This window comes from Staphylococcus croceilyticus (assembly GCF_002902575.1).
Lineage (GTDB): Bacteria > Bacillota > Bacilli > Staphylococcales > Staphylococcaceae > Staphylococcus > Staphylococcus croceilyticus.
In genome coordinates this window covers 1-26993 of record NZ_PPRD01000011.1, presented here as the reverse complement: position 1 = coordinate 26993, position 26993 = coordinate 1, and the positions used below count along the sequence as shown (strand labels likewise).

Here is a 26993-nt window from a genome sequence, read left to right as displayed (position 1 = left end):
TTTACAAAATTTACAGCTATTTATGTGAAAATTAAATTTCAATCTGTATAATAAGCAACAGTATCTGACACTTAGCTTTTAGAGAATGGGGGAAAACAATGTCGCATAAAAGAAAATTAGCAATGATTTATACAATGTTATTAGGCGGTTTCTTTGGATTATTAAACGAAACGTTACTAACGACTGCGTTACCGCGAATCATGAAAGACTTTAAGATAGAATATTCGCAAGTACATTGGCTGACAACAGCCTTTCTATTAACGAATGGGGTAGTTGTACCATTATCAGCATTCATTATTCAACGTTATACGACACGACAAGTATTCTTAACAGGAATCGCTATCTTCTTAATAGGAACTTTATTAGGCGGTTTTAGTCCGAACTTCACAATATTATTAATTGCGCGCGTCATCCAAGCGTTAGGCTCAGGTATCATGATGCCATTAATGATGACGACGATACTTGATATTTTTGAACCACATGAACGTGGTAAATATATGGGCTTCTTTGGCTTAGTCATCGGTTTAGCGCCAGCCATAGGGCCAACGTTATCTGGTTATTTAGTGGAATATTTTAACTGGAGATCACTCTTCCATGTGGTAGCGCCAATTTCAGCAATCACATTTATTCTTGCTCTGAAAATTGTTAAAAACGTGGGCACCAACGTCAAAGCTCCAATTGATATCATTTCAATCATCTTATCTATTCTAGGCTTTGGTGGATTACTGTATGGAGTAAGTTCAATATCGCACGATGGTTGGGATAATCCGATAGTCTTACTAACCATTATAGGTGGCATCATCTTAGTAGGATTATTCATTTGGAGACAACAACGACTTGAAACACCATTGCTTAGCTTTAAAGTGTTTAAAAATAAAGAGTTTGCGATTGGTTTATCGATAATGGCAGTGACTATGATTTCAATGATTGGTTCTGAAACAGTATTACCGATGTTTGTGCAAAATGTCTTAAATCGTACACCGGTAGATTCAGGATTGATATTACTTCCAGGTGCGATTGTCATGGCTATTATGTCAATGATATCTGGCTGGTTATATGAAACATTTGGCGCTAAAGTCTTAGCTATTATTGGTATGTTAATTGTGATTGTAACAACAACTTACTTTGTCTTTATGGATGAACATGCCTCAACTATTATGCTCGCAACGATTTATGCAGTGCGTATGATAGGTATTGCTTTAGGGTTAATGCCAGTAATGACTCATACGATGAATCAACTGACACCAGAATTGAATGCACATGGTTCTTCGATGACAAACACGATTCAACAAATTTCTGGCTCAATTGGTACAGCAGGCTTAATCACTATTTTAAGTTCTGCTAGTAAAAGTTTTAAACCAACGATGAGTGACTATCAAGGAATGAATAAACAAGACATGATGCATCAAATTCAACTCGATGCAATGTTGCATGGTTATCATGCTGGCTTTTTATTTGCAGTTGGTATTACGATGATCAGCTTGTTATTAACTTTTCTCATTAAAAGTAAAAAGAAAGTAAAAGCCGAAGCGCAAGATAATTAAACATGTTGATTAATCGTTGATAATATCCAAACATTCTGAACACTTGACATAACGCAAATTATTATTGACTATTCCTACCGTTGAGATTAGAATTAATTTATTCTGACTAAACTAATAGGAATATGGAGGAAATGAAAAATGAAAAGACTTTTATTTGTAGCTTTAGCACTTATCTTCGTGTTAGCTGCTTGTGGCAATAGTGGATCATCTGATAAAAACAATAATTCAAAATCTAGCAGTAGCGACAAAAAAACTTTAAGAGTAGGTACTGAAGGTACATATGCACCATTCACGTTCCACAACAAAAAAGACGAATTAACTGGTTATGATATCGACGTAATCAAAGCAGTAGCTAAAGAAGAAGGATACAAACTTAAATTCAATGAAACATCATGGGATTCAATGTTTGCAGGTTTAGATGCGAAACGTTTCGATGTGATTGCTAACCAAGTTGGTATTAACAAAGAAAGAGAAGAAAAATACAAATTCTCTAAACCTTACACTTATTCAAGCGCAGTATTAGTAGTACGTGATAATGAAAAAAATATTAAATCATTTAATGATGTTAAAGGTAAAAAATTAGCGCAAACATTTACATCTAACTACGGTAAATTAGCTAAAGATAAAGGTGCAGATATTACTAAAGTTGATGGCTTCAACCAAGCAATGGACTTATTATTATCAAACCGTGTAGATGGTACATTTAACGATAGCTTATCTTACTTAGATTATAAAAAACAAAAACCTAATGCTAAAATTAAAGCAATTAAAGGTGACGCAGAACAAAGTAAATCAGCATTTACATTCAATAAAAGTGTAGATGACAAAGTCGTTTCTGATTTCAATAAAGGCCTTGATAAACTTAAAGAAAACGGTAAATTAGCAGAAATCGGTAAGAAATGGTTCGGTGAAAATGTTTCTGAGCCTAAATAGTCAACAACAACACGCACTTGATGCAGCAGGGCAAGCATTTGGGCCAATGTTAGAGGGATTAGTTAAATATTCTATCCCAATAACAATTGTTACGTTTATCATAGGTTTAATTATTGCTTTATTCACAGCGTTAATGCGTATTTCAAATAGTAAGATATTAAAAGGGATTGCACGCGTTTATGTATCAATCATTCGCGGTACACCAATGATTGTTCAGTTGTTCATCATCTTCTATGGTATTCCTGAATTAGGTCGTCTAATTACAGGTAATGCCGATGAACAATGGACGTTATCGTCTGTACTATCAGCCATTATTGGTTTATCTCTTAATGTAGGTGCTTATGCATCTGAGATTATCCGTGGTGGTATTATTTCAATCCCTAAAGGACAAACGGAAGCGGCGTATTCTATTGGTATGAATTATCGCCAAACGATTCAACGTATTATTTTACCTCAAGCGATTCGTGTATCGATTCCAGCTTTAGGTAATACGTTCTTAGGGCTAATTAAAGATACATCTCTATTAGGATTTATCTTAGTAGCTGAAATGTTCCGTAAAGCTCAGGAAGTGGCTTCTACAACATATGAATATTTTACTATTTATATTCTTGTAGCTGTAATGTACTGGGTTGTATGTTTCATTATTTCAGTCATCCAAAGCTTCTATGAATCATATATTGAAAGAGGGTATAACTCATGATTGAATTAAGTGGTATCCATAAATCATTCAATGATAAAGAAGTCATTAAAGGCATTGATTTAAACGTTGATAAAGGGGAAGTTGTAACACTTATTGGCCGTTCAGGTTCAGGTAAAACAACGTTATTGCGTATGATCAATGCTTTAGAGATTCCAACTGAAGGTAATGTAACAGTTAACGGAGAAAGCTATACAGCTAATAATAAAAAATCTCAAATTAGTGTTCGTAAACAATCAGGCATGGTTTTCCAAAGTTACAATCTTTTCCCACATAAAACTGCTTTAGAGAATGTGATGGAAGGTTTAGTAACTGTTAAGAAAATGAGCAAAGCGGACGCTAGAGAGAGAGCGATGGGATTATTAGAAAAAGTTGGATTAACAAGCGTTAAAGACCAACGTCCTCATGCTTTATCGGGCGGTCAACAACAGCGTGTAGCGATTGCTAGAGCACTAGCTATGAATCCCAAAGTCATGTTGTTTGATGAGCCAACGTCTGCATTAGACCCTGAATTGGTTAACGACGTATTAAGAGTAATTAAAGAATTAGCAGATGAAGGCATGACAATGGTCATTGTGACACATGAAATGCGCTTCGCAAGAGAAGTTTCAAATAAAATTGTCTTCATTCATGAAGGTAGAATAGGTGAACAAGGTTCTCCAGATGAGATGTTTAATCATCCTAAAACAGAAGAACTTCGCAGATTCTTAAATGTAATTAATGAAGACTAAGATAAATAAAACCACGTTATAGAGAATTGAAAAATTCTTTATAACGTGGTTTTTTATTGAACTTATTTAAGTTAGAGTTATTTTCTACGCTCTAATAATTTTTGAGCGCGATAAGCGAATGGTTTAATTGGTTTAATAAAGTCTCCAATGTATTCGCATACATTAGCATTGAAGCCTTTTTTAAATTGTTGGACGCCATAGTCTTCAGCATCTTCACTAAAGTCTCCTGTGATACCGTAGAAGTTATAACGATCAATATTGTGCTCTTTAGCGAATTTAATCATTTCCCATTGTAAACGATAAGCGCCCATATAAGCATTGTATTTAGGGTTTGAACCACTTGATAAGTAGTAAACTTCATGGTCATTATAAATGTAAAGCGCAGCTGCTAGATTTAGCACTTCACCTTCTGCAACGATTTTCTCTTTTGTTTCATTGAGTTTACGTTCATTACTGTTTAATTGTTGCTCAATTTGCGTTTTCTTATTTTTATTTTTCTTAGAATTTGGACTTTCTTTTAACGCCTCATCAACATCAGCTAATTGTTTAGTTAAATCATCGTGTTTTTGTTGCAGAGTAGATAAATAGTCTTTTAAATCAATATAAGCAAGTTTTAACATTGCATGGTCTTGATACGTTTTTTGCATTTCATAGAAGTAAGGCTTATCTCTAAATTTGAAGCCATGTTTCTCTTCTGCCATTTGGAACAGTTCAAAGAACGTATCTGTTTCTTCCATAGGTAATGTTCTCACTTTAACGCCCATTTCGTACGTTTTTTTAATATTACGGCGTGTTTGATAGTCCATTTCTTTTAATAATTGATCCTCAGATTTATCTTTAAGGTCAAGTACAGATAACCAACGAATTTGACTCATTGTACTGTAACCTACGGACCATCCTTGATGTTTATACCCTAAATCTTCTAATGTTTTAATAACGGCACGATTATCATAACTTTCTAAAATTTCACCATCCGCATTTCTTAAGTTTTCTAAAATATAAGGGTCAACTAACACGAATAAGCAATTTTGCTTTTTTAAATAATCTGTCAATGATTTAAAGAAAAAATGAACCAATTTAATATCACTATAATCCATTACGGGACCACGGTGTGTATAGAAATATTTATAGATTTTTAGGGCACGCGCTTCAGTCATTAAAGTTCCAGCAATAACGTTACCTTCCTCATCTTTGACGCCTACAATATGAACATCATGTTTCATTTCATTTCTATTGTCATAATGAATACGCGATTGAGTGTAATGTGAAAAATTTTCGGATGTAAAATTCTCAAATTCTTCAGGTGTTAAATTTACGAATTTCATACATATCTACTCCTCTGTCTTTTTAAGAATTATAACCTATTCTATCAAATTAACTGCGCTATTACACATATTTTCATATTATATTCACTCATACTTTAGTAGTATGTTGAAATTAATTTTTAAAAAATAATAACTTAAAAAATTATAAAAAATTGATTTTTAATCATCTAGCGTTCAAGTCAAAAGCGTTGTATGATAGAGTTTGCAGTAATAATATTATTGAAACTGGTAATATATCGAACTGAGTTGTAGGAGTGAATTTGATTGAAGAAATTAATCGTAACGATAAGTGTGTGTGCACTGCTATTAGCAGGGTGTGGTAATGATAAATACACTAATAAAATAGATAAAGCGGTGAAGTTACAAGACCAGAAACAAGAACGACTTGCCAAAAATGATCAAGGCGATGTCGTTAAACATTTTGATAAAAAAGACGCCAATATCTACGTATTTGAAAAAGGAAAGTATGTAATATTAGCGTATAAACCTTTAAGTAACAACGAAGAAGTTCATTACTATACATATCAATTTAATGGTAAGAAAGCAAAATATCTGGATAATTTTGATACCAAAAAATATGTTGAGGGTCATGATCCAGACTATAAAGAAGAAAATATGAATTAATATTAAATTATTAAAGGAGCACCTATGAAAAAGATATTATTAGCAGGTGGCGCATTTATATTGCTACTTCTAGTTATTGGTGCATGTTCTAATAACAAGAAAGAACAAACACCACCTAAAACTAAGAATGGCAAAATATTAATCGTTGAATATGGAGATTATAAATGTCCGTATTGTAAAAAAGTGGAAGAAAAAGTGATGCCTACCATCGAAAAAAAATATATTGATACAAATAAAGTAGAATATCAATTTGTGAATGCAGGATTTTTAGCAAAAGATTCTATAGTAGGATCAAGAGCTGGTAATGCAGTAGAAAAAATTGCACCTAAAGAATATTTAACTTTCCAACATAACATTTATGCACAACAACAAGATGAAGATAAAAAATGGTTAACTGAAGACTTCTTAGACAAAGAAATTGATAAATTAGACATTTCACAAAATGACAAAGAAAGTATTAAAAAAGAATATAAAACAGAAAATAGTGATGCATGGAAAAAAGCAGAGGAACAGAAAAAACAGACAAAAGAGGACCACATCAAATCTGTACCAACAGTATTTATTAATGGTAAAAAAGTAGACGATCCATACAAGCTAGAAAACTGGAAAAAATATTTATAATCACATGAATAGTATAAACAGAGTGTATTAAATTCACAGTTGAATTTAATACACTCTTTTTTTTAATACGTACTTGCTATTTAAAGAAATAACGTCTATACTTTTAAATCGTAACCATTACTATTTAGGAGGGAGGACATGAAAAAAGTTTTAAGTATTGCTGTATTAGTTACAATTTTAGTACTTAGCTTAGTGGCTTGTGGCAAAGAGGATAGTGAGGAGAAGAAAAGCGGAAAGATTAATATAACGACAACAGTTTATCCACTACAATCTTTTGTAGAACAAATCGGTGGAGACCACGTGAATGTATCTTCAATTTATCCAGCTGGTACAGATTTACATGATTATGAACCTACACAAAAAGACATTTTAAAAGCAAATAAATCTGATTTGTTTGTTTATACAGGTGATGACTTAGATCCAGTTGCAAAGAAAATTGCTGGCACAATAAAAGAGGATAAAAAGAAATTATCACTTCAAAAAGGATTAGATAAATCAAAATTATTAACTGACCAGCATGAACATGGAGACGAAGAGCATGAACACGAAAAAGGTCATGAACACCATCATCACGGAGGCTATGACCCTCATGTTTGGTTAGATCCAAAAATGGATGAAGTCTTTGCTAAAGAAATCAAAGATCAGTTAATTAAAAAAGATCCTCAACATAAAGATGAATATGAAAAAAACTATAAAAAATTAATGGGCGATTTAAACAATATTGATGCATCAATGAAAGAGGTTACTAAAGATAAACAAGGAAATGCTGTGTTTATTTCTCATGAATCACTAGGCTATATTGCAAATCGTTATGGCTTTATCCAAAAAGGTATTCAAAATATGAATGCAGAAGATCCATCACAAAAAGAACTGACAAAATTAGTGAAAGAAATTAAAAAGAATAATGTTAAATACATACTCTATGAAGACAATGTAGCAAATAAAGTTACTGAAACTATCCGTAAAGAAACTAATGCAGAACCTTTAAAATTTTATAATATGGAGTCGTTAAATAAAGAACAACTTAAAGATAAAAATATTAGTTACCAAAAATTAATGCATGACAATATTAAAGCGTTAGATAAAGCTTTAAATACGAATACAAAATTAAAGGATCCTAAAGCGGAACATAAATATGATAAAGCTATCTCAGAAGGCTATTTCAAAGATAATCAAGTAAAAGATCGTCAATTATCTGATTATGCCGGCAAGTGGCAATCTGTTTATCCATATTTAAAAAATGGTGATTTAGATAAAGTGATGAAACATAAAGCCGAAGAGGATTCATCTAAATCTACTCAAGAATATAAAAAATATTACGAAAATGGTTATAAAACTGATATTTCAAATATAAATATTGAAGGTAATCATATTAGTTTTACTAAAAATGGGAAAACAGAAACAGGAGAATACGAATACGTGGGCTACAAAATTTTAGATTATAAAAAAGGGAACCGTGGTGTGAGATATATCTTTAAATTAGTAAATAGCGAAGATAAAAATAACCATCTTCCTACTTATGTACAATTTAGCGATCATAATATTTATCCTAAAAAAGCGGAACACTTCCACATTTTCATGGGAAATGATAATAACAAATTGTTAAAAGAAATGGATCATTGGCCAACGTATTATCCAGCTCATTTAAATAAAGATGAAATTGAACATGAAATGTTAGAACATTAAAAAATAAATTTTTTTAAAATCGAGTCTTTCTACTTGTATTTTCTTATTAGTTCATTTAATATACTAAGTATAAAAAATATACAAATATGAAACAGATTTTAGTAGTTTCATCATTTAATTATTGGAGGTATGCAAACATGGCTAATTTTAATTTAGATCCAGTGCATTCAGGAGTAAACTTTTCTATTCAACACTTAGTAGTATCAAATGTTAAAGGTCGTTTTAATGACTTCGATGCTAACATTACAGGTGATTTCAATGACTTAAGCTCATTACAAGGGACTTTTACAGTACAAGCAAATTCAATCGATACTAAAGTAGCAGACCGTGATAACCATCTTAAAAGCGCGGACTTCTTAGATGTTGAACAATATCCAGAAATTAAATTTGAAATTACTAAAGTCGATGACCATTCAGTAACTGGTAATTTAACTATGAAAGATCAAACTCATGAAGAAACATTTGATTTAGACTTTAAAGGCATCAGCTTAAATCCTTTAAACAGTAAAAATACAGCTGGTCTAGTAATTACTGGTAAAATCGACCGTGAACAATATGGTATTACATTTAATCAACAATTAGAAACTGGTGGTTTCTTATTAGGTAAATCATTAGACGTTGAGTTTGACCTAGAATTTCCTATTGAAGAATAGTATTTCTAACAATCTATCTAAACAGACGAGGTGACGGCCTTGTCTGTTTTTTTGTTGTATTTATAGAGAGAAATTGTTAAATTTTGTAAGAATAAAGCTTTTTGAAAATGAGGGAATTAAATAATGACGATTAAAATTAAAGATAATAAAATTATATTTTCAAGAACGTTTGATGCACCAGTTGAACAAGTTTTTGATGCTTACACAACGAAAGCATTATTTGAACAATGGTTTCATCCACAAGGCGCAACAACAAAAGTATTTAAGTTTAATGCTGTTACTGGCGGACAAGCATTCTTTGCCATCAAAACGCCTGAACACACAAGTTACACACTTACAGAATATAAAAAAGTGAACAAACCACATCACATTGAATATTTCGATTTCTTTGCGACGCCTCAAGGTGAGAAAGACACACGCCTACCTGGTATGCATATCTTTATGGAGTTCAAAGATGAGGCCAATCGTACTACTGTAACGTCTACTTCTGAATTTCCAACAAAAGAAGCGGCACAACAAGCCATTAACATGGGAGTAGAAGCGGGAATGAATTCTACGCTTGATCAATTAGATAAATTGTTGGAAAAATAAAAAGTCATAAGGATGTCAATTTTTGTAAGAATTTTTAAGTTATAATGTAAGTGAAAAGAGGATGATATGATGAAACAACGTTATTTAAAAGTGCTTGCATTATTTTCAGTAAGTACATTAATTCCTACATTATTATTTAATTCAAAATGCCTAAATAATGGCGCTGTCAAATATGTTTTAAGAACAGCACTAGGATATGGTATTTTTGCGGGTGGTTTACATTATTTATCTAAATTTAAACGCACACGCTAATAATTATCGATATGTAGTTTAACCAAAAACTACATATCGATTTTTTTGGAAAAATTCAAATTGTTCTACCTCTTTACTAATAATTTATATATAATTGTAAATCATACATTCATATAGTGTGGGGGTAGAGTAATAGATGTTGGAAAATCATAAAAATGTAGAAGATACATATACTACAAGAGATATAGTTGAATCTGCAGTAGGCCAAGTTCAAATGAAACAAGTCATGGCTAAGAAAACACCTGGAAGATATTTGTTGAAAGCAATGATGTCAGGATTTTTATTAGCAATAGTGACCGTATTCATGTTAGCTGTTAAAACGCAATTTGCGGGGACAAATGAGGGATTAGTTAACTTATTAGGTGCTATTTCATTTAGTTTAGCATTAGTATTAATCGTTCTAACAAATTCAGAGTTACTGACAAGTAATTTTATGTATTTGACAGTGGGCTGGTACTATAAAGCAATTACAGTTAATAAAATGATCGTCATTTTCTTATTCTGTTTCTTAGGAAATATCATTGGTGGATTTATTTTATTCTTTTTAATGAAAGGCACACATATTATGACGCCGGAGATGATTGCGGCTTTAAGCAAAACTGTTCATGCTAAAACAGTAGAATCATCATGGTTAAACATTTTAATTAAAGCCATATTCTGTAACTTCTTTATTAACATCGGCATTTACGTTTCAATGTTATTTAAAGAAGGACTTGCAAGAGCATTCTTTATTGCTGTTGGTGTTATTGTCTTCGTATTTATGGGCTACGAACACGTTGTGTTCAACGCTGGTTTATATGCCGGAATGATGTTCTATAATATTGATGCATTATCATGGTTAGACGTATTAAAAAATGTCGTTTTCGCATTTATCGGTAACTACATCGGTGGGGGCATCTTTGTAGGTCTTGTATACGCTTATTTAAATGGTAAACGCGATAGTTTTAGTACAAAATAAAAAATTATGACGAGATAATTTCAGTATAATGAGAAATTATCTCGTTTTTTACGTTGACTTAACTCATAGAAAAACATATCATTTTAATCAACATTAACTATTGTTACATTCAGATGTTACATATTAGTAATTCATTTTCAAAAAGAAAGGGATGAGGGGAATTGGTAGCAAATATTTTAGTCGCACACGGTATGCGTAAAGGGGACCAAAATAAAGCACTAGGTGACTTTCTAGATCGTCTATTAAGCGATGAAACATATAATTATGAATTGGCGTTTATTGAAAGTGAAGAAAAAAGTATCGAAAATACGATTGGTGGATTGATTGACCAAGGTGAAACAGAATTCAAAGTAGTGCCTTTATTAATTTTTTCAGCGATGCATTATATTGTCGATGTGCCAAATATTTTAGAAAGCATTAAGCAAGCGCATCCTAACATTCGTTATGAAATCAGTGAGCCTCTTGGTACGCATGATTACATGGTAGGTTTAGTTGAAAAACGCATCAATGACGTACATATTGATGCTACAACAAACTATGCGATTGTGTTAATTGCGCACGGCAGTTTCTCTTATACTAAAGCACACGATGAACTTAAGGAATTTGGTGAAAAGTTAACTCAAGAAGTGCCGATTTATTGCCGTACGTTATACGGAGATATTACATTTAGAAATGACCTCGACCAATTATCACGTGAATATGATGACTTAATTGTTGTGCCAATGTTTCTATATGATGGCCGATTAGTGAATAAAGTGAAACGTCTGATTTCCGAAATGGATATTGAAGGTACACTACATATAACGCCGTCCATTAATTTCGATAACATACTTAAGCTAATTATTAGTGAACGATTAGAACAACTACATGTATAATATTTAGAACTCCCTTGCATGACAATGTAGGGGAGTTTTTTCATATTTAAAGTAAGAAATAAAGTATTAGGGAAATCCCTACTTTTTAAAAATATGTGAAAAAAATCACAAAAATAGCCAAAAATGTTATAAAATGACAGTGAAGAAAGTAGTTGCAAATTCGCAATAATAATAAATTTATAATTTTAATCATTATAAATAATTAAATATTAAGTGGTAAAAGGGGCATATTTTATGACTAAACAAAAGCTTGTAATGATTGGTAATGGTATGGCAGGCCTTAGAACAATAGAAGAAATATTAGAACGCTCAGACTCAATGTTTGATATTACAATCATCGGCAAAGAACCTTATCCAAACTACAACAGAATTATGTTGTCTAATATTTTACAAAAGAAAATGACCGTCGAAGAAACAATTATGAATCCTTATGAATGGTATGAGGAAAACAACATTCGATTAATTGTGGATGATCCAGTAGAAACAGTAGATAGAACAAACCAAACTGTGATGACTTCTAAGGGCGTAGAAGTTCAATACGATATTTGTATTTTTGCGACAGGTTCAAGCGCATTTGTATTACCTATTCCAGGTTCAAATTTACCTAGTGTTATCGGATGGCGCACAATCGAAGACACTGAACGCATGATTGAAATAGCTAAAACTAAAAAACGTGCAGTGGTTATCGGTGGTGGCTTACTTGGTTTAGAATGTGCACGTGGTTTAATGGACCAAGGAATGGATGTTACGGTTTTACATTTAGCTGAATGGTTAATGGAAATGCAACTTGACCGTAAAGCGGGCGAAATGTTGAAAGCAGATTTAGAACGTCAAGGTATGAATATTGAACTACAAGCGAATTCGAAAGAAATCATTGGTGATAAAGATGTTGAAGCGATTAAATTAGCTGATGGCCGTGTGATTGAAACAGATTTAGTAGTTATGGCTGTTGGTATACGTCCATTCACTAGTGTGGCAAAATCAGCAGGTTTAGAAGTGAACAGAGGTATCGTCGTAAATGATTATTTACAAACATCTGATCCTAATGTTTATGCTGTAGGTGAATGTGCGGAACATGCTGGTAAAGTATATGGTTTAGTAGCTCCATTGTATGAACAAGGTAAAGTGCTTGCGGACTTTTTAACTGGTAAAGAGACAGATGGTTATCAAGGTTCTACTACATTTACTTCATTAAAAGTCTCTGGCTGTGATTTATATAGTGCAGGTCAAATTGTTGAAAATGAGGACGTCCACGGCATCGAAATCTTTAACAGCGTCGATAACATTTACAAAAAAGTCTATTTAAGTAACGGACAAGTGGTTGGCGCAGTATTATACGGGGATACTGATGATGGTTCAAGATTTTATAACATGATGAAGAAAAATGAATCATTAGAAGATTATACGTTAGTATCTTTACTGCATAAAGGTGGCGAAGAGGCATCAACTTCAATCGCTGATATGGCTGATGATGAAACCATCTGTGGTTGTAATGGCGTCGATAAAGGAACGATTGTTAATGCGATTACTACAAAAGGTTTAACATCTGTTGATGAAGTGACAAAAGCGACTAAAGCAGGTAACTCTTGTGGTAAATGTAAAGGTCAAATCGGTGAACTATTACAATGTACATTAGGTGATGACTTCGTGGCTGCGAAACCAACTGGTATTTGTGCATGTACTGATTTAACACGTGATCAAATTGTAACGCAAATTAGAGCAAAAGGGCTTAAAACATCTAAAGAAGTACGTCATGTACTTGATTTTAAAGATAAAAATGGTTGTCCAAAATGTCGTCCAGCTATCAACTATTACTTAAATATGGTTTACCCTCATGACCATCAAGACGAAAGAGAATCACGCTTTGCGAATGAACGTTACCATGCCAATATCCAAAACGATGGTACATTCTCAGTTATTCCACAAATGCGTGGTGGCGTGACAGATGCGGATCAATTAATTCGATTAGGCGAAGTAGCTAAGAAATATAACGTGCCTTTAGTGAAAGTCACTGGTTCACAACGTGTTGGTTTATACGGCTTGAAAAAAGAAGAACTTCCTAAAGTGTGGGCAGACTTAGGCATGCGTTCTGCTTCAGCTTATGGTAAAAAGACGCGTTCAGTTAAAAGTTGTGTAGGTAAAGAATTCTGCCGATTCGGTACACAATATACTACACGTTTAGGTATTCGTTTAGAAAAAACATTTGAATATATCGATACACCTCATAAATTTAAAATGGGTGTTTCTGGTTGTCCACGCAGTTGTGTAGAATCAGGTGTTAAAGATTTTGGTGTGATTTCTGTAGAAAATGGTTACCAAATTTACATTGGAGGTAACGGTGGTACTGATGTAACAGTTGGTAAACTCTTAACTACTGTTGAAACAGAAGATGAAGTGATTCAATTATGTGGTGCTTTAATGCAGTATTACAGAGAAACTGGTATTTACGCTGAAAGAACTGCGCCATGGCTTAACCGTTTAGGCTTTGACAATGTTAAAGAAGTCTTACTTGATCCTGAAAGACAACAAGAATTATTCGATAGAATTATGGATGCTAAAAAAGCAATTGATGGTCATGGCGAACCTTGGTCAGCTATCGTTGAAAATAAAGACGCACAAAAAATCTTTGAAGTTGAGAAGGTGTAAAGGATGAAAGCAATGGAAAAAGTAAAAGTGACTACTTTAGAAGAATTAACACCGTTAATCGGGAAGAAAGTGATTGTTGATGGTAAACAGATTGGCCTTTTCCTAACAGAGAGTGGGGAAATTCACGCTATTAATAATATTTGTCCACATAAACAAGGGCCTTTATCAGAAGGGACAGTAAGTGGCGAATTTGTATATTGTCCACTTCATGATCAAAAGATTGATTTAAGAAACGGCGAAGTCCAAGAACCAGACACAGGTTGCGTAGAAACATATAAAGTCGAAGTACATGACGGAGACGTCTACGTATGTCTGTAATTGAAGAACCGAAAGTTTATTTAATCGGGGCAGGTCCAGGTAATCCTAACCTGTTAACTAAAAAAGCAGAACGTATCCTTCGTAAAGCAGATGTGATACTGTATGATCGTCTCGTTAATCCATTAATTATTCAATATGCACCACCTTCAGCTGAAGTAATAGATGTCGGTAAAAAGCCTTATGCGAAACATATTCAACAAGAAGAAATCAATTTAAAGATTGTGGAAGCGACTAAAAGACATCACGTCGTCGTTCGTTTAAAAGGTGGCGACCCCGCTATTTTTGGACGTGTCACTGAAGAAATCGATACCTTAAAAGCGCATGGTATTGCATATGAGATTGTTCCGGGTGTAACGTCCGCAAGTGCAGCCGTAGCTAACATGGATATAGGTCTAACGATGCGAAGTATTGCGCCTAGTGTGACATTCTCAACAGGTCACTTCAAAGATTCAATTAACCATGAAACTGACATTCGTAATCTCATTAATGGTGGTACATTAGCGATTTATATGGGTATCAAACGATTGGGTCATATCATTAAGCAAATCACTGCCTACACTAATGAAGATTATTCGATTGCGATTGTATTTAATGCAACTTGCTATAATCAGAAGGTCATTATCGATAAGCTCAGTACGATTGAAGATCAGTTGAAACAGCTTAATTTAGAGAGTGAACCAGGTATTTGTATTCTAGGTGCGATGGTTGATTATATTGATAAGGATAAAGCGGAACAATGTGAAGCACAGCACGATGAAACTTTATATGTCATTAATGGTCCGAAAGATGAAGCCTTATTAACTGCTGAAGATTTTTCGGAAAAGGGACAACACTGTCTACTTGCGTATGATGACAGTTATCATATATCACAACAACAGTTATACCAAAGTATTATAGATCAGCATCAGTCTAAATATATTGAAGCGGAATAATAAATAGTTAATCGAAATAACATAGTCATGCAGAAACTGATAAATTAATCATTTCTGTATGACTATTTTTTTATTTATTGAAAATTGGTCGACGTCGCATATATTTTTATAGGGATTCTGCTATATGAAATAGGTATTTCCCTAATATATTTACTTTGTGAAAAAATGTACAATTAACTTAAATTAATAAGCAATTAACATATAACGTAACAAGCTAAATACCTTGATCGGTAGGAGGATTTATATAAATGGGAAAATTTGGATTAAATTTTTTTAAACCAACTGAAAAATTTAATGGTAATTGGTCAGTACTTGAAAGTAAAAGTAGAGAATGGGAAAAAATGTATCGTGAAAGATGGAGTCATGACAAAGTAGTCAGAACGACACATGGCGTGAACTGTACAGGATCATGTTCATGGAGAGTCTTCGTTAAAAACGGTGTCATCACATGGGAAAATCAACAAATTGATTATCCTAGTTGTGGACCAGACATGCCTGAATTTGAACCTCGTGGATGTCCACGTGGTGCGTCATTTTCATGGTATGAATATAGCCCGTTACGTGTTAAATACCCTTATATTAGAGGTAAATTATTAGATTTATGGACAACAGCTTTAGAAGAAAACAACGGTAACCGTATTGCGGCATGGGCATCAATTGTTGAAGATGAAGGCAAAGCTAGAACGTATAAAGAAGCACGTGGTATGGGTGGTCATGTGCGTTCTAATTGGAAAGATGTCACTGATATTATTGCTGCTCAAATATTATATACGATTAAAAAGGATGGACCAGATAGAATAGCTGGATTTACACCAATCCCAGCAATGTCGATGATTAGTTATGCAGCAGGGGCAAGATTCATTAATTTACTAGGCGGGGAAATGCTTAGTTTCTATGACTGGTATGCTGACTTACCACCTGCTTCTCCACAAATTTGGGGTGAACAAACAGACGTGCCAGAATCAAGTGACTGGTACAACGCTTCTTACATCATTATGTGGGGGTCTAACGTACCATTAACACGTACACCGGATGCCCATTTTATGACAGAAGTAAGATACAAAGGAACTAAAGTTGTTTCGGTAGCACCTGACTATGCTGAGAACGTTAAATTTGCAGATAACTGGTTAGCACCAAATCCTGGAACAGATGCTGCAGTAGCACAAGCCATGACACACGTTATCTTACAAGAATTTTATGAAGATAATCCTAGTGACATGTTCATCAACTATTCTAAACAATATTCAGATATGCCTTTCGTGATTATGTTGGATGAAGATGAAAATGGTTATAAAGCAGGAAGATTCTTACGTGCAAGCGACTTAGGAATGGAAAGTGACAATAGTGAATGGAAACCAGTTATTCATGACACAATTAGTCATCAGTTTGTAGTACCAAATGGCACAATGGGCCAACGTTGGGAAGAAGGTAAAAAATGGAATTTGAAATTAGAAACAGAAGATGGCACTAAAATAAATCCTGCAATGTCAATGGCTGAGGAAGATTATGAACTTAAAACAATTCAATTCCCATACTTTGACAGTAAAGGAGACGGCATCTTTGAAAGACCGATTGCTACAAGAAAAGTAACATTAGCAGATGGTAAAGAAGTATATGTAGCGACAGTTTATGATTTGATGACAAGTCAATATGGAATTAAACGTTTCAATCATGAATTAGAAGCAAAATCATATGACGATAAAGCATCTAAATATACACCAGCTTGGCAAGAAGATGTGACAGGTATTAAACCTGAATTAATCACACAAGTGGCAAGAGAGTTTGCACAAAATGCCATTGATACTAAAGGACGCTCAATGATTATTATGGGTGCCGGTATTAACCACTGGTTCAATTCTGATACGATTTACCGTGCTGTTTTAAACCTAGTTCTATTATGTGGTTGCCAAGGTGTAAATGGTGGCGGTTGGGCACACTATGTTGGACAAGAGAAATGTCGCCCTATTGAAGGTTGGAATACAGTCGCTTTTGCAAAAGATTGGCAAGGTCCACCACGTTTACAAAATGGTACAAGTTGGTTCTACTTCGCGACAGACCAATGGAAATATGAAGAATCAAATGTTGATAAATTAAAATCACCATTAGCTCAAAATATTAAGCACCAACATCCAGCTGATTACAATGTGACAGCTGCGAGATTAGGATGGTTACCTTCATACCCTCAATTCAATAAAAACAGCTTATTGTTTGGGGAAGAAGCTAAAGACGCGGGCGATGACTCTAATGAAGCAATTTTAAAAAGAGCGATTGACTCTGTTAAGAATAAAGAAACGCAATTTGCGGTTGAAGATCCAGATTTAAGAAAAAATCATCCAAAAACATTGTTTGTATGGAGATCAAATTTAATTTCAAGTTCAGCTAAAGGCCAAGAATACTTCATGAAACATTTATTAGGTACACGTTCAGGTTTAATGGCTGAACCTAATGAAGACGATAAACCAGAAGAAATTAAATGGCGCGAAGATACAGTTGGGAAATTAGATTTACTCGTATCACTAGACTTCCGTATGACAGCCACCCCACTTTATTCAGATATTGTGTTACCAGCTGCCACTTGGTATGAGAAACATGACTTATCATCAACAGATATGCATCCATTCGTGCACCCATTCAATCCAGCGATTGATCCATTATGGGAATCACGTTCAGACTGGGATATTTATAAAACATTAAGTAAAGCAGTTTCTGAAATGGCTAAAGATTATTTGCCAGGCACATTTAAAGATGTTGTGACATCACCACTAGGCCATGACTCTAAACAAGAACTTGGCTCAGAATATGGTATTGTCAAAGATTGGTCTAAAGGTGAAGTTGAAGCTATTCCAGGAAAAACAATGCCAAACTTCTCAATTGTAGAGCGTGATTACACAAAAATCTATGATAAATACGTCACTTTAGGACCTTTACTTGAAAAAGCAAAAGTAGGTGCGCATGGCGTAAGTTATGAAGTAAAAGATGAATACAATGAATTGAAAAGTATGGTAGGTACTTGGAATGATGAAGATGAAAACTCAGTAAGAAATAATCGCCCACGTATTGATACCGCACGTAAAGTAGCTGATGCAATATTAAATATTTCATCAGCAACGAATGGTAAATTATCGCAAAAATCATATGAAGATTTAGAAAATCAAACAGGTATGGAACTAAAAGATATTTCTAAAGAACGCGCGTCAGAAAAGATTTCATTCTTAAATATTACATCACAACCTCGTGAGGTAATACCAACCGCTGTGTTCCCAGGTTCAAATAAAAATGGACGTCGATATTCTCCATTTACAACAAATATTGAACGTTTAGTACCATTCAGAACTTTAACAGGTAGACAAAGTTATTACATCGATCACGAAGTCTTCCAACAATTTGGAGAAAGTTTACCAGTATATAAACCAACGTTGCCACCTATGGTCTTTGGCACAAGAGATAAGAAAGTAAAAGGTGGACAAGATGCTTTAGTATTACGTTACCTTACACCACATGGTAAATGGAATATTCACTCAACATATCAAGATAACGAACGTATGTTGACATTATTTAGAGGTGGCCCAGTCGTGTGGTTATCAAATGAGGATGCTGAAGAACATGGCATTAATGATAATGATTGGTTAGAAGTTTATAACCGTAACGGTGTCGTCACTGCGAGAGCTGTCACATCACACCGTATGCCTAAAGGCACAATGTTTATGTATCATGCGCAAGATAAACATATTGAAACACCAGGCTCAGAAATTTCTGATACACGTGGTGGTTCACACAATGCACCAACAAGAATTCACTTAAAACCTACGCAACTTGTAGGTGGTTATGCACAAATTAGTTATCACTTTAACTATTATGGCCCAATTGGAAACCAACGAGATGTTTACGTAGCTGTTAGAAAAATGAAGGAGGTAAATTGGCTTGAAGATTAAAGCGCAAATTGCAATGGTGTTAAATTTAGATAAATGCATAGGTTGCCACACTTGCAGCGTTACATGTAAAAATACTTGGACTAACCGTCCAGGTGCAGAATACATGTGGTTTAACAACGTAGAGACTAAACCAGGTGTAGGATATCCGAAACGATGGGAAGACCAAGAACACTATAAAGGTGGATGGGTCTTAAATAAAAAAGGAAAATTAGAACTTAAATCAGGTAGTCGATTATCAAAAATAGCTTTAGGTAAAATCTTTTACAATCCTGATATGCCTCTCATTAAAGATTATTATGAACCATGGACATATAATTATGAACATTTAACAACTGCGAAAGAAGGCAAACATTCACCAGTAGCTAAAGCTCATTCAATCATCTCAGGAGATAAATTGGATCTTGAATGGGGTCCTAACTGGGAAGATGATTTAGCAGGTGCGCATATTACAGGTCCAGAAGATCCTAATATTCAAAAAATCGAAGAAGATATTAAATTCCAATTTGATGAAACATTTATGATGTATTTACCTCGTTTATGTGAACATTGTTTAAACCCTAGCTGCGTTGCTTCTTGTCCCTCAGGTGCAATGTATAAACGTGACGAAGACGGTATTGTGTTAGTGGACCAAGATGCATGTCGTGGTTGGCGTTATTGTATGACAGGTTGTCCTTATAAAAAAGTTTACTTCAACTGGAAGACAAATAAAGCAGAAAAATGTACATTCTGTTTCCCAAGAATTGAAGCAGGTTTACCTACAGTATGTTCAGAAACATGTGTAGGTAGAATGAGATATTTAGGCGTACTTTTATATGATGCTGATAGAGTACAGGAAGCTGCATCTGCTGAAAATGAACAAGACTTATATGAAAAACAATTAGACATTTTCTTAAATCCATTTGATGAAGAAGTGATTGAACAAGCTGAAAAAGATGGTATTAGCTATGAATGGATTGAAGCAGCACAAAATTCACCAGTGTATAAATTAGCAATTGAATATAAAATTGCGTTCCCATTACATCCAGAGTATAGAACAATGCCTATGGTTTGGTATTGCCCACCACTTAGTCCTATCATGAGTTATTTTGAAGGGAAAAATGCTGGCCAAAATCCAGATATGATTTTCCCAGCGATTGAAGAAATGCGTTTACCAATCGAATACTTAGCTAATTTATTTACAGCAGGCGATGTACAACCTGTTAAAGAAGCACTTCAAAAAATGGCTATGATGAGAAGTTACATGCGCTCTCAAATTACTGGTAAAGATTTCGATAGTTATAAACTTGAACGACTTGGTTTATCAGAAATCCAAATTCAAGAAATGTACCGTTTATTAGGTTTAGCAAAATATGAAGATCGTTTCGTTATTCCAACATCTCATAAAGAAACGTATTTAGATACGTATCACGCACAAGGTAGCCAAGGATATGGAGGAGAATACTTCGGAGATAATTGTGAAGGTTGTGGCGTAGCAGTAGGTTCAGGAAAAACAGGACAAGAAATTTATAATGATAATTTCTATGGAGGTATTTTCCGTGATTAATTTACAACAATTTCATTACTATCAAGAGAGTTTTGGTTATATCGCGCAGCAGCTTAATTTTCCTGAAAAGCTTACCTTCCATCCAAAAACGTTTAATGAAACAATTGATGAATCTCATCCTGGCTATGAAGATTTAGTAAAATACCGTGAGATGATGCATCAATTCTCATTATCAGAAATTAAAGCAATTTATACAGATACATTTGATTTCAATAAAAAAACGCCACTCTATATGACTTACAATAAATTTGATACGCAAAAAGAACGTGGTCAAATGTTAGCTAAATTGAAAGTTTTATATGAAATGTTTGGCTTAGAGATGGCAAGTAATGAGTTATCAGATTATCTACCTTTAATGTTGCAATTTTTACATGTAGCACAATGGCAAGATGATCCACGTGCTGAAGGAAACATTGAACTCGTCATTATGATTATTGAAGATGGTACGTATGAAATGGCGAACCAACTGGCACAAGATAATAACCCATATGCGTATGTGATTCGTGCGCTGCGCAATACACTTAAAGCATGTTTAAATATTCCAAATGAGGTGACGTCTCATGCTTAATCAATTTTTATGGATTATCTTTCCATATTTATGTGTGGCGATTTTTGTAGTAGGTCATATTGCACGTTACAAGTATGATCAATTTTCATGGACAGCTAAATCAAGTGAATTAATCGAGAAGAAACAGCTAAAATGGGGAAGTTTATTATTCCATTTGGGTATCATCCCAGTATTCTTCGGTCATGTAGTTGGTTTAGCTATTCCAGCTAAATGGATAGATGGCTTAGGTGTAAGTGAAGAAATGTACCACTTTGGTGCTGTCTATATCGGTAGTATCTTTGGTATAATGACATTTATTGGTATGTTTCTTTTAACAGCAAGACGTTTAACTATCAAAAATGTTAGAAGATTAAGTTCAGCTTCAGATATTTTTGTTAACTTTTTATTAATATTAATTATTTTCATGGGCTGTTATTCAACTTTAGTAACGAACGCAATGGTAAGTGATTTTGATTATCGTCAAACGATTTCTATTTGGTTCAGACATCTCTTCACATTTTCACCTAATGCGAGTTTAATGACTGACGTACCGCTATCATTCAAGATTCATATTTTACTTGGATTTACCATTTTAGCTTGCTGGCCATTTACTCGACTAGTACATGTGTGGAGTATACCTTTATCTTATACGAATAGAAGATATATCGTTTACCGCAGACATAAAACACGCTCATGATGATGAAAGGAGATACTCAAATGCCCATTGAACCCGTGATAAAGGAAGAGGCTTTTCAAGACGAATTAAATCGTTTACGAATAGAGGAAGGGTATGATTTTGCCGGCGTAGCATTATATGAATATTCTTCTACTTCTTCTCCTATTAAATGGCGTTATGTATCTGGAAGTTTAAATGATCGTTATAAATTAATTATTTTGAGAAAAGGCCGTGGATTAGCTGGCATGGTGATGAAAACAGGGAAACGAATGGTCATGTCGCAAGTTTCAGAAACTTTAACACCTGAAGAAAAAATTAAATATCCTATTTTAATTAGTGAAGAATTGACAGCAGTGATTGCGATACCTCTATGTCACAATCAACAAGTATATGGTGTGTTATTATTAGGGCAACGTGACGAAAAGCCACTTCCTAGTGATCGTAATTTAAATATTAGTGGTAAGTTATGGGCATTTACTGAAGAAATGTAGGTGATCAATGTGCTAAATATTCAAGATAACACTATAGAACATTTGCTTAAAAAGTATTATGAAAAAACAAATGAAAAAATTGTCTTTATTAATAATGATGGCAAAGTGATTGCGATGAATGAAGCAGCTCAAGAAATTATCTCACTTGATAACAATTACAGCGTCATGACGGATGCAATCTGTAGACGTTGTGAAGGGTATTCCAATGAATTTGCACTAAAAAGTTGTATCAATTGTTATTTAGATACATCAACACCTAATGATAAAAACTTTCAAGTGTTTATGAAGACAGTGAATAATAAAGTACAACCTTTTACTGCTTCTTATCAATGTATTGATGAAGATGAACAAATTTACGCATTTACACTACAAGATATTTCACCTCAAATTGAGCGTCAAGAAAAGATGTATCAACGTCAGATGTTACGTAAAACAATCTCTGCACAAGAGAATGAAAGAAAGCGAATTTCTAGGGAATTGCATGATAGTGTGGTTCAAGAAATGCTTAATATTGATGTTGAATTACGATTATTGAAATATCAACAAGAGATGTCACAACTCATTGAAAAATCAGAGCACATAGAAAGCTTGATGTCTCATTTAATCAATGATATCCGTAATTTATCTGTAGAATTAAGACCATCCTCTCTAGATGATTTGGGATTGGAAGCGGCATTTAAATCTTATTTTAAACAGTTTGAAGAAAATTATGGATTAGAAATTATCTATCAATCCAATATTAAAAATCATCGATTCAATAGTGAAATAGAAACTGTTGTCTATCGTGTTGTACAAGAAGCTATTTTCAATGCTTTAAAATATGCTGGTGTTAATTCAGTGGATGTTTCAGTGCAACAAACTGAACATAATTTAATAGCGGAGATTATAGACAGAGGAGCAGGATTTAATCCTAATTCACAACCACAAGGGACAGGGTTAGGATTATATGGGATGAATGAAAGAGCTGAACTTGTCAAAGGCAAAGTGGATATTGAAACACACATTGGAAAAGGGACAATTATTACATTAGAAATACCACTTTAGGGTACGTTAGGGGAATTTGAATTGAGAATTATAATTGCAGATGATCATGCGGTTGTTAGAACTGGGTTTTCAATGATATTAAATTTCCAGGAAGACATGGAAGTTGTTGCGACGGCTGCTGATGGGGTAGAGGCTTATCAAAAAGTAATGGAATATAAACCTGATGTTCTTATTATGGACTTGAGCATGCCACCAGGCGAATCTGGGTTGATTGCGACAAGCAAAATTGCAGAAAGTTTTCCTGAAACAAAAATATTAATATTAACAATGTATGACGATGAAGAATATTTATTTCATGTACTTCGCAATGGGGCAAAAGGATATATCTTAAAAAATTCACCAGATGAACAGTTACTATTAGCAGTACGTACGGTATATAAAGGTGAAACATATGTAGACATGAAATTAACGACGTCGTTAGTCAATGAATTTGTTAATCATTCAAATATAGACGAGGCATCGACGAATGATCCTTTTAAAATACTTTCTAAACGAGAACTGGAAATATTGCCATTAATCGCGAAAGGTTATGGTAATAAAGATATCGCAGAGAAATTGTTCGTTTCAGTTAAAACGGTTGAAGCACATAAAACGCATATTATGACTAAATTGGGATTAAAGTCTAAACCAGAATTAGTAGAATATGCATTGAAGAAAAAATTATTAGAGTTTTAATTTGAAAAGGTTATATAGAATCTATTGAATTGCCATGAAGAAAACGAGAATTTGAAGTGTCTTCATGGCGATATTTTTATGTAAAAATATATAAGAGAAATATAGGGGGATTCCTTACTATGATAAGGGAAAGTCCTTATGTTCATTTTTTCACAAATTAACTACAATACAAATGTAATCAGTAATGTGATTGAAATATAATTTTTGACCTCTTTTATATAACAATTACTGATAAAGAAAAAAGAAATAGTGAAGGTGAAAAAATGAATAAAAATAAGGGTGGTTTTCAACTTACATTACAAACTTTGAGTCTTGTAGTGGGATTCATGGCTTGGAGTATTATTTCTCCACTAATGCCGTATATTTCTCAAGATGTTAAAGTCTCTCCAGAACAGCTATCAATCATTTTAGCTATTCCAGTCATTTTAGGTTCTATTTTACGTGTACCATTTGGATATTTAACTAATATCGTTGGAGCAAAATGGGTCTTCTTTTGTAGCTTTATAGTATTGCTATTTCCTATCTTTTTATTAGGACAAGCCCAAACACCTGGCATGCTAATGTTAGCAGGATTCTTCTTAGGTGTTGGAGGAGCAGTATTCTCTGTTGGTGTAACATCAGTTCCTAAATACTTTTCAAAAGACAAAGTAGGTTTAGCTAATGGTATTTATGGAGTAGGGAATTTAGGAACTGCAGTATCTTCTTTCTTAGCACCACCGATTGCAGGGATTATTGGTTGGCAAACAACAGTTAGAAGTTACTTAATTATCATTGCGCTATTTGCGGTTTTAATGTTTATCTTAGGTGACAATAAAGAACCTAAAGTGAAAGTTCCATTAATGTCGCAGATTAAAAAGCTATCATCAAATTATAAATTATATTATTTAAGTTTATGGTACTTTATCACTTTCGGGGCATTTGTAGCATTTGGTTTATTCTTACCTAACTACTTAGTACATAATTTCGGAATCGATAAAGTAGATGCAGGGATTAGATCGGGCGTGTTTATTGCTTTAGCAACATTCTTAAGACCACTTGGAGGCGTGTTAGGGGATAAATTTAACGCGGTGAAAGTATTAATGATTGACTTTGTAGTTATGATTGTAGGTGCGATTATATTAGGTATTTCAAATCACATCGCATTATTTACAATTGGTTGTTTAACTATTAGCGTATGTGCTGGTTTAGGAAATGGATTAGTGTTTAAATTAGTTCCTTCTTATTTTGCGAAAGAATCTGGTGCTGCTAACGGTATCGTTTCAATGATGGGTGGTTTAGGTGGCTTCTTCCCACCATTAGTTATCACATATGTATCAAACTTAACAGGTTCAAGTCATTTAGCTTTCATTCTATTAGCAATTTTTGGCATTATAGCCTTTATTACAATGGGTCATTTATACAAAAAAGAATATAATAGACCCCTGATGACAACAAAATAATAAAAATAAACGTAGGAAACATTAATGAAAATGAATCCTACGTTTTTTTAGTTTGCTAATCAATTGTAATTTTAGTAGTATTATCTTCGTCTGAAGTTTCTTTAGGTAGAATAACCACTAAAATCCCGTCAGTGTAACTTGCTTTGATTTGAGTTTTGTCGATATCATCAAATTCAAAATGCCTTACAAGTTCACCATTAGCGCGTTCGCTAAGCTGAACTTTACCAGATTGATCAGAAACGTGTTTTTGCGCTTTAATAGTTAGTGTTGAATGTTCATAAGTTAACTCAATTTCTGATTTATTAACACCTGGTAATTCAGCTTCTAAAATATATTGATTAGATTGATTATAAATATTTGTTGGGAAAGTCTTTGATGAGAATTGATTAAATACTTGCTCACCTAAATCGCGAAATACATCTTTAGGATTATTTTTAAAAATAGATTGCTCAAAGAATTCTCTATTATTCATTATATATTCTCTCCTTTATATAAGAGTTGAAATCACAATTATTTAGTGGAAATTTTCAATTTCATTATATAGAGAGTGTATCTTTACGTAAAGTAAAAGCAATTGAAAGTAGTATGTAAAAATGTGGAATGGAAAAGAACATGACAAAAGTTTGCAAATTATGTATAAAGTCTTTTATATAAGTCAAAAATGAAAACGAAAGTATAAGATGTATGCTTTTGTCATGTATTATTATTTATTCTAGTGCATTAGCGAAATTGTTAGTAATGACGTGTCGTAATCTATGAACAAGTTCATCTTCTTCTTCCTTAGTAAAGTTGAAGTCTTCAAATACTTGTTCTGAAATAGATTCTAATACGGGCTTAATCTTTTTACCATTTTCAGTTAAAGAAATTTGTAAATTGCGTTCATCTTCTTTTTCACGCATACGTATAACATAGCCCTTCTTCTCTAATTTTTTTAAGAGAGGTGTAAGAGTTCCAGAATCTAAAAAGACGCGTTGGCCAAGAGATTTTATATTTATTTTTTCGTCATCTTCGATAGCCATAACAACCATAAAACTTGTATATGTTAAATCATGTTTTTTTAAATAGTAAGTATACTTTTTAATAACTTCTTTTGAAGTTACATATAATAAAAAACATAATTGTTTACTTAAATAGCTGTCCTTTACATACATATTTATCCCCCCTTAACATATTGGTTCTATGAGAAATGCGGTTGATGAAACAAATTGATTGTTTCATTAACCGCATTTTTTGTATAAAAAGAGCGCAAATATCTCTATA

Annotated in this window: 26 protein-coding genes; 23 read left to right on the top strand and 3 right to left on the bottom strand. The window is 33.5% G+C overall.

What is annotated here, in order from left to right:
• Nucleotides 1–98 precede the first annotated feature (98 nt).
• From CD128_RS02600 to CD128_RS02585, 4 genes are all read left to right on the top strand, one after another.
• A complete protein-coding gene (locus tag CD128_RS02600) occupies nt 99–1544 on the top strand; it encodes an MDR family MFS transporter (RefSeq protein ID WP_103328525.1) in 1446 nt (481 codons plus the stop codon).
• Between the two features lie 138 nt (nt 1545–1682).
• On the top strand, nt 1683–2477 hold the full coding sequence (locus tag CD128_RS02595; RefSeq protein ID WP_103328524.1) for a transporter substrate-binding domain-containing protein: 795 nt from the start codon (nt 1683–1685) through the stop codon (nt 2475–2477).
• A complete protein-coding gene (locus CD128_RS02590) occupies nt 2458–3177 on the top strand; it encodes an amino acid ABC transporter permease (protein WP_103328523.1) in 720 nt (239 codons plus the stop codon). The genes CD128_RS02595 and CD128_RS02590 overlap by 20 nt, the downstream gene beginning before the upstream one ends.
• Nucleotides 3174–3905, top strand: coding sequence for an amino acid ABC transporter ATP-binding protein (locus tag CD128_RS02585; RefSeq protein ID WP_103328522.1), 732 nt, complete (start codon nt 3174–3176; stop codon nt 3903–3905). Before CD128_RS02590 ends, CD128_RS02585 begins: the two co-directional genes overlap by 4 nt.
• Before the next feature lie 77 nt (nt 3906–3982).
• Here CD128_RS02585 and CD128_RS02580 read toward each other — a convergent pair whose 3' ends face one another.
• Nucleotides 3983–5230 (bottom strand): aminoacyltransferase, encoded by a 1248-nt coding sequence (locus CD128_RS02580; RefSeq protein WP_103328521.1) that lies wholly within the window; start codon nt 5228–5230, stop codon nt 3983–3985.
• Between the two features lie 264 nt (nt 5231–5494).
• On the opposite strand from CD128_RS02580, the gene CD128_RS02575 reads away from it, so the two are divergent.
• The 19 genes from CD128_RS02575 to CD128_RS02485 all read left to right on the top strand — a co-directional run bounded on the left by CD128_RS02575 (nt 5495) and on the right by CD128_RS02485 (nt 25733).
• Nucleotides 5495–5854: a DUF4467 domain-containing protein gene (locus CD128_RS02575; RefSeq protein WP_103328520.1), complete on the top strand. Its 360-nt coding sequence runs from the start codon at nt 5495–5497 to the stop codon at nt 5852–5854.
• Nucleotides 5855–5878: 24 nt separating this feature from the next.
• Entirely contained in the window at nt 5879–6475 is a 597-nt protein-coding gene (locus tag CD128_RS02570) for a thioredoxin domain-containing protein (RefSeq protein ID WP_103328519.1), read from the top strand.
• A gap of 138 nt (nt 6476–6613) precedes the next feature.
• Nucleotides 6614–8161, top strand: coding sequence for a zinc ABC transporter substrate-binding lipoprotein AdcA (gene adcA / locus CD128_RS02565; protein ID WP_103328518.1), 1548 nt, complete (start codon nt 6614–6616; stop codon nt 8159–8161).
• 137 nt (nt 8162–8298) lie between these two features.
• Nucleotides 8299–8814 (top strand): YceI family protein, encoded by a 516-nt coding sequence (locus CD128_RS02560; protein WP_103328517.1) that lies wholly within the window; start codon nt 8299–8301, stop codon nt 8812–8814.
• Nucleotides 8815–8937: 123 nt separating this feature from the next.
• Complete coding sequence (locus tag CD128_RS02555) at nt 8938–9405, top strand: SRPBCC family protein (protein ID WP_103328516.1); 468 nt, start codon at nt 8938–8940, stop codon at nt 9403–9405.
• Nucleotides 9406–9474: 69 nt separating this feature from the next.
• Entirely contained in the window at nt 9475–9657 is a 183-nt protein-coding gene (locus CD128_RS02550) for a hypothetical protein (protein ID WP_103328515.1), read from the top strand.
• Between the two features lie 136 nt (nt 9658–9793).
• Nucleotides 9794–10615 carry a formate/nitrite transporter family protein gene (locus CD128_RS02545; protein ID WP_103328514.1) on the top strand — a complete coding sequence of 274 codons (822 nt, stop codon included), beginning with the start codon at nt 9794–9796 and terminating at the stop codon, nt 10613–10615.
• Nucleotides 10616–10776: 161 nt separating this feature from the next.
• A complete protein-coding gene (locus CD128_RS02540; protein ID WP_167797504.1) occupies nt 10777–11490 on the top strand; it encodes a sirohydrochlorin chelatase in 714 nt (237 codons plus the stop codon).
• Between the two features lie 234 nt (nt 11491–11724).
• A complete protein-coding gene (nirB, locus tag CD128_RS02535) occupies nt 11725–14136 on the top strand; it encodes a nitrite reductase large subunit NirB (protein ID WP_103328513.1) in 2412 nt (803 codons plus the stop codon).
• Between the two features lie 3 nt (nt 14137–14139).
• Nucleotides 14140–14454, top strand: coding sequence for a nitrite reductase small subunit NirD (gene nirD / locus CD128_RS02530; RefSeq protein WP_103328512.1), 315 nt, complete (start codon nt 14140–14142; stop codon nt 14452–14454).
• A complete protein-coding gene (cobA, locus tag CD128_RS02525) occupies nt 14445–15386 on the top strand; it encodes a uroporphyrinogen-III C-methyltransferase (RefSeq protein ID WP_103328511.1) in 942 nt (313 codons plus the stop codon). Before nirD ends, cobA begins: the two co-directional genes overlap by 10 nt.
• Before the next feature lie 248 nt (nt 15387–15634).
• Complete coding sequence (locus CD128_RS02520) at nt 15635–19318, top strand: nitrate reductase subunit alpha (protein ID WP_103328510.1); 3684 nt, start codon at nt 15635–15637, stop codon at nt 19316–19318.
• Nucleotides 19308–20861: a nitrate reductase subunit beta gene (narH, locus tag CD128_RS02515; protein WP_103297960.1), complete on the top strand. Its 1554-nt coding sequence runs from the start codon at nt 19308–19310 to the stop codon at nt 20859–20861. The genes CD128_RS02520 and narH overlap by 11 nt, the downstream gene beginning before the upstream one ends.
• Nucleotides 20854–21429 carry a nitrate reductase molybdenum cofactor assembly chaperone gene (gene narJ, locus CD128_RS02510; protein WP_231917248.1) on the top strand — a complete coding sequence of 192 codons (576 nt, stop codon included), beginning with the start codon at nt 20854–20856 and terminating at the stop codon, nt 21427–21429. Before narH ends, narJ begins: the two co-directional genes overlap by 8 nt.
• Nucleotides 21422–22105 (top strand): respiratory nitrate reductase subunit gamma, encoded by a 684-nt coding sequence (gene narI / locus CD128_RS02505; RefSeq protein WP_103328509.1) that lies wholly within the window; start codon nt 21422–21424, stop codon nt 22103–22105. The genes narJ and narI overlap by 8 nt, the downstream gene beginning before the upstream one ends.
• Nucleotides 22106–22125: 20 nt before the next feature.
• The gene (gene nreA / locus CD128_RS02500; RefSeq protein ID WP_103328508.1) at nt 22126–22575 is read left to right on the top strand and encodes a nitrate respiration regulation accessory nitrate sensor NreA; all 450 of its coding nucleotides are present in this window, start codon (nt 22126–22128) and stop codon (nt 22573–22575) included.
• A 9-nt stretch (nt 22576–22584) separates the two neighbouring features.
• Nucleotides 22585–23619, top strand: a complete 1035-nt coding sequence (gene nreB / locus CD128_RS02495; RefSeq protein WP_103328507.1) for a nitrate respiration regulation sensor histidine kinase NreB — start codon at nt 22585–22587, stop codon at nt 23617–23619.
• 21 nt (nt 23620–23640) lie between these two features.
• A complete protein-coding gene (gene nreC, locus CD128_RS02490; protein WP_103328506.1) occupies nt 23641–24294 on the top strand; it encodes a nitrate respiration regulation response regulator NreC in 654 nt (217 codons plus the stop codon).
• 263 nt (nt 24295–24557) lie between these two features.
• The gene (locus tag CD128_RS02485; protein ID WP_103328505.1) at nt 24558–25733 is read left to right on the top strand and encodes a nitrate/nitrite transporter; all 1176 of its coding nucleotides are present in this window, start codon (nt 24558–24560) and stop codon (nt 25731–25733) included.
• Between the two features lie 55 nt (nt 25734–25788).
• On the opposite strand, the gene CD128_RS02480 is transcribed toward CD128_RS02485, so the two are convergent.
• Nucleotides 25789–26205 carry an Hsp20/alpha crystallin family protein gene (locus CD128_RS02480; RefSeq protein WP_103328504.1) on the bottom strand — a complete coding sequence of 139 codons (417 nt, stop codon included), beginning with the start codon at nt 26203–26205 and terminating at the stop codon, nt 25789–25791.
• Nucleotides 26206–26440: 235 nt separating this feature from the next.
• A complete protein-coding gene (locus tag CD128_RS02475) occupies nt 26441–26884 on the bottom strand; it encodes a MarR family winged helix-turn-helix transcriptional regulator (RefSeq protein WP_103328503.1) in 444 nt (147 codons plus the stop codon).
• Nucleotides 26885–26993: the final 109 nt, after the last annotated feature.

Bases quoted from the DNA above. Each gene is read 5' to 3' on its own strand.
- CD128_RS02600 (WP_103328525.1), top strand. From the start codon at position 99: ATGTCGCATAAAAGAAAATTAGCAATGATTTATACAATGTTATTAGGC.
- CD128_RS02550 (WP_103328515.1), top strand. From the start codon at position 9,475: ATGAAACAACGTTATTTAAAAGTGCTTGCATTATTTTCAGTAAGTACA.
- nreA (WP_103328508.1), top strand. From the start codon at position 22,126: ATGCCCATTGAACCCGTGATAAAGGAAGAGGCTTTTCAAGACGAATTA.
- CD128_RS02480 (WP_103328504.1), bottom strand. From the start codon at position 26,205: ATGAATAATAGAGAATTCTTTGAGCAATCTATTTTTAAAAATAATCCT.
- CD128_RS02545 (WP_103328514.1), top strand. From the start codon at position 9,794: ATGTTGGAAAATCATAAAAATGTAGAAGATACATATACTACAAGAGAT.
- nirD (WP_103328512.1), top strand. From the start codon at position 14,140: ATGAAAGCAATGGAAAAAGTAAAAGTGACTACTTTAGAAGAATTAACA.
- CD128_RS02475 (WP_103328503.1), bottom strand. From the start codon at position 26,884: ATGTATGTAAAGGACAGCTATTTAAGTAAACAATTATGTTTTTTATTA.
- CD128_RS02585 (WP_103328522.1), top strand. From the start codon at position 3,174: ATGATTGAATTAAGTGGTATCCATAAATCATTCAATGATAAAGAAGTC.
- CD128_RS02590 (WP_103328523.1), top strand. From the start codon at position 2,458: ATGTTTCTGAGCCTAAATAGTCAACAACAACACGCACTTGATGCAGCA.
- CD128_RS02595 (WP_103328524.1), top strand. From the start codon at position 1,683: ATGAAAAGACTTTTATTTGTAGCTTTAGCACTTATCTTCGTGTTAGCT.
- cobA (WP_103328511.1), top strand. From the start codon at position 14,445: ATGTCTGTAATTGAAGAACCGAAAGTTTATTTAATCGGGGCAGGTCCA.
- CD128_RS02485 (WP_103328505.1), top strand. From the start codon at position 24,558: ATGAATAAAAATAAGGGTGGTTTTCAACTTACATTACAAACTTTGAGT.
- adcA (WP_103328518.1), top strand. From the start codon at position 6,614: ATGAAAAAAGTTTTAAGTATTGCTGTATTAGTTACAATTTTAGTACTT.
- CD128_RS02570 (WP_103328519.1), top strand. From the start codon at position 5,879: ATGAAAAAGATATTATTAGCAGGTGGCGCATTTATATTGCTACTTCTA.
- CD128_RS02555 (WP_103328516.1), top strand. From the start codon at position 8,938: ATGACGATTAAAATTAAAGATAATAAAATTATATTTTCAAGAACGTTT.
- CD128_RS02520 (WP_103328510.1), top strand. From the start codon at position 15,635: ATGGGAAAATTTGGATTAAATTTTTTTAAACCAACTGAAAAATTTAAT.
- CD128_RS02560 (WP_103328517.1), top strand. From the start codon at position 8,299: ATGGCTAATTTTAATTTAGATCCAGTGCATTCAGGAGTAAACTTTTCT.
- nirB (WP_103328513.1), top strand. From the start codon at position 11,725: ATGACTAAACAAAAGCTTGTAATGATTGGTAATGGTATGGCAGGCCTT.
- CD128_RS02580 (WP_103328521.1), bottom strand. From the start codon at position 5,230: ATGAAATTCGTAAATTTAACACCTGAAGAATTTGAGAATTTTACATCC.
- narI (WP_103328509.1), top strand. From the start codon at position 21,422: ATGCTTAATCAATTTTTATGGATTATCTTTCCATATTTATGTGTGGCG.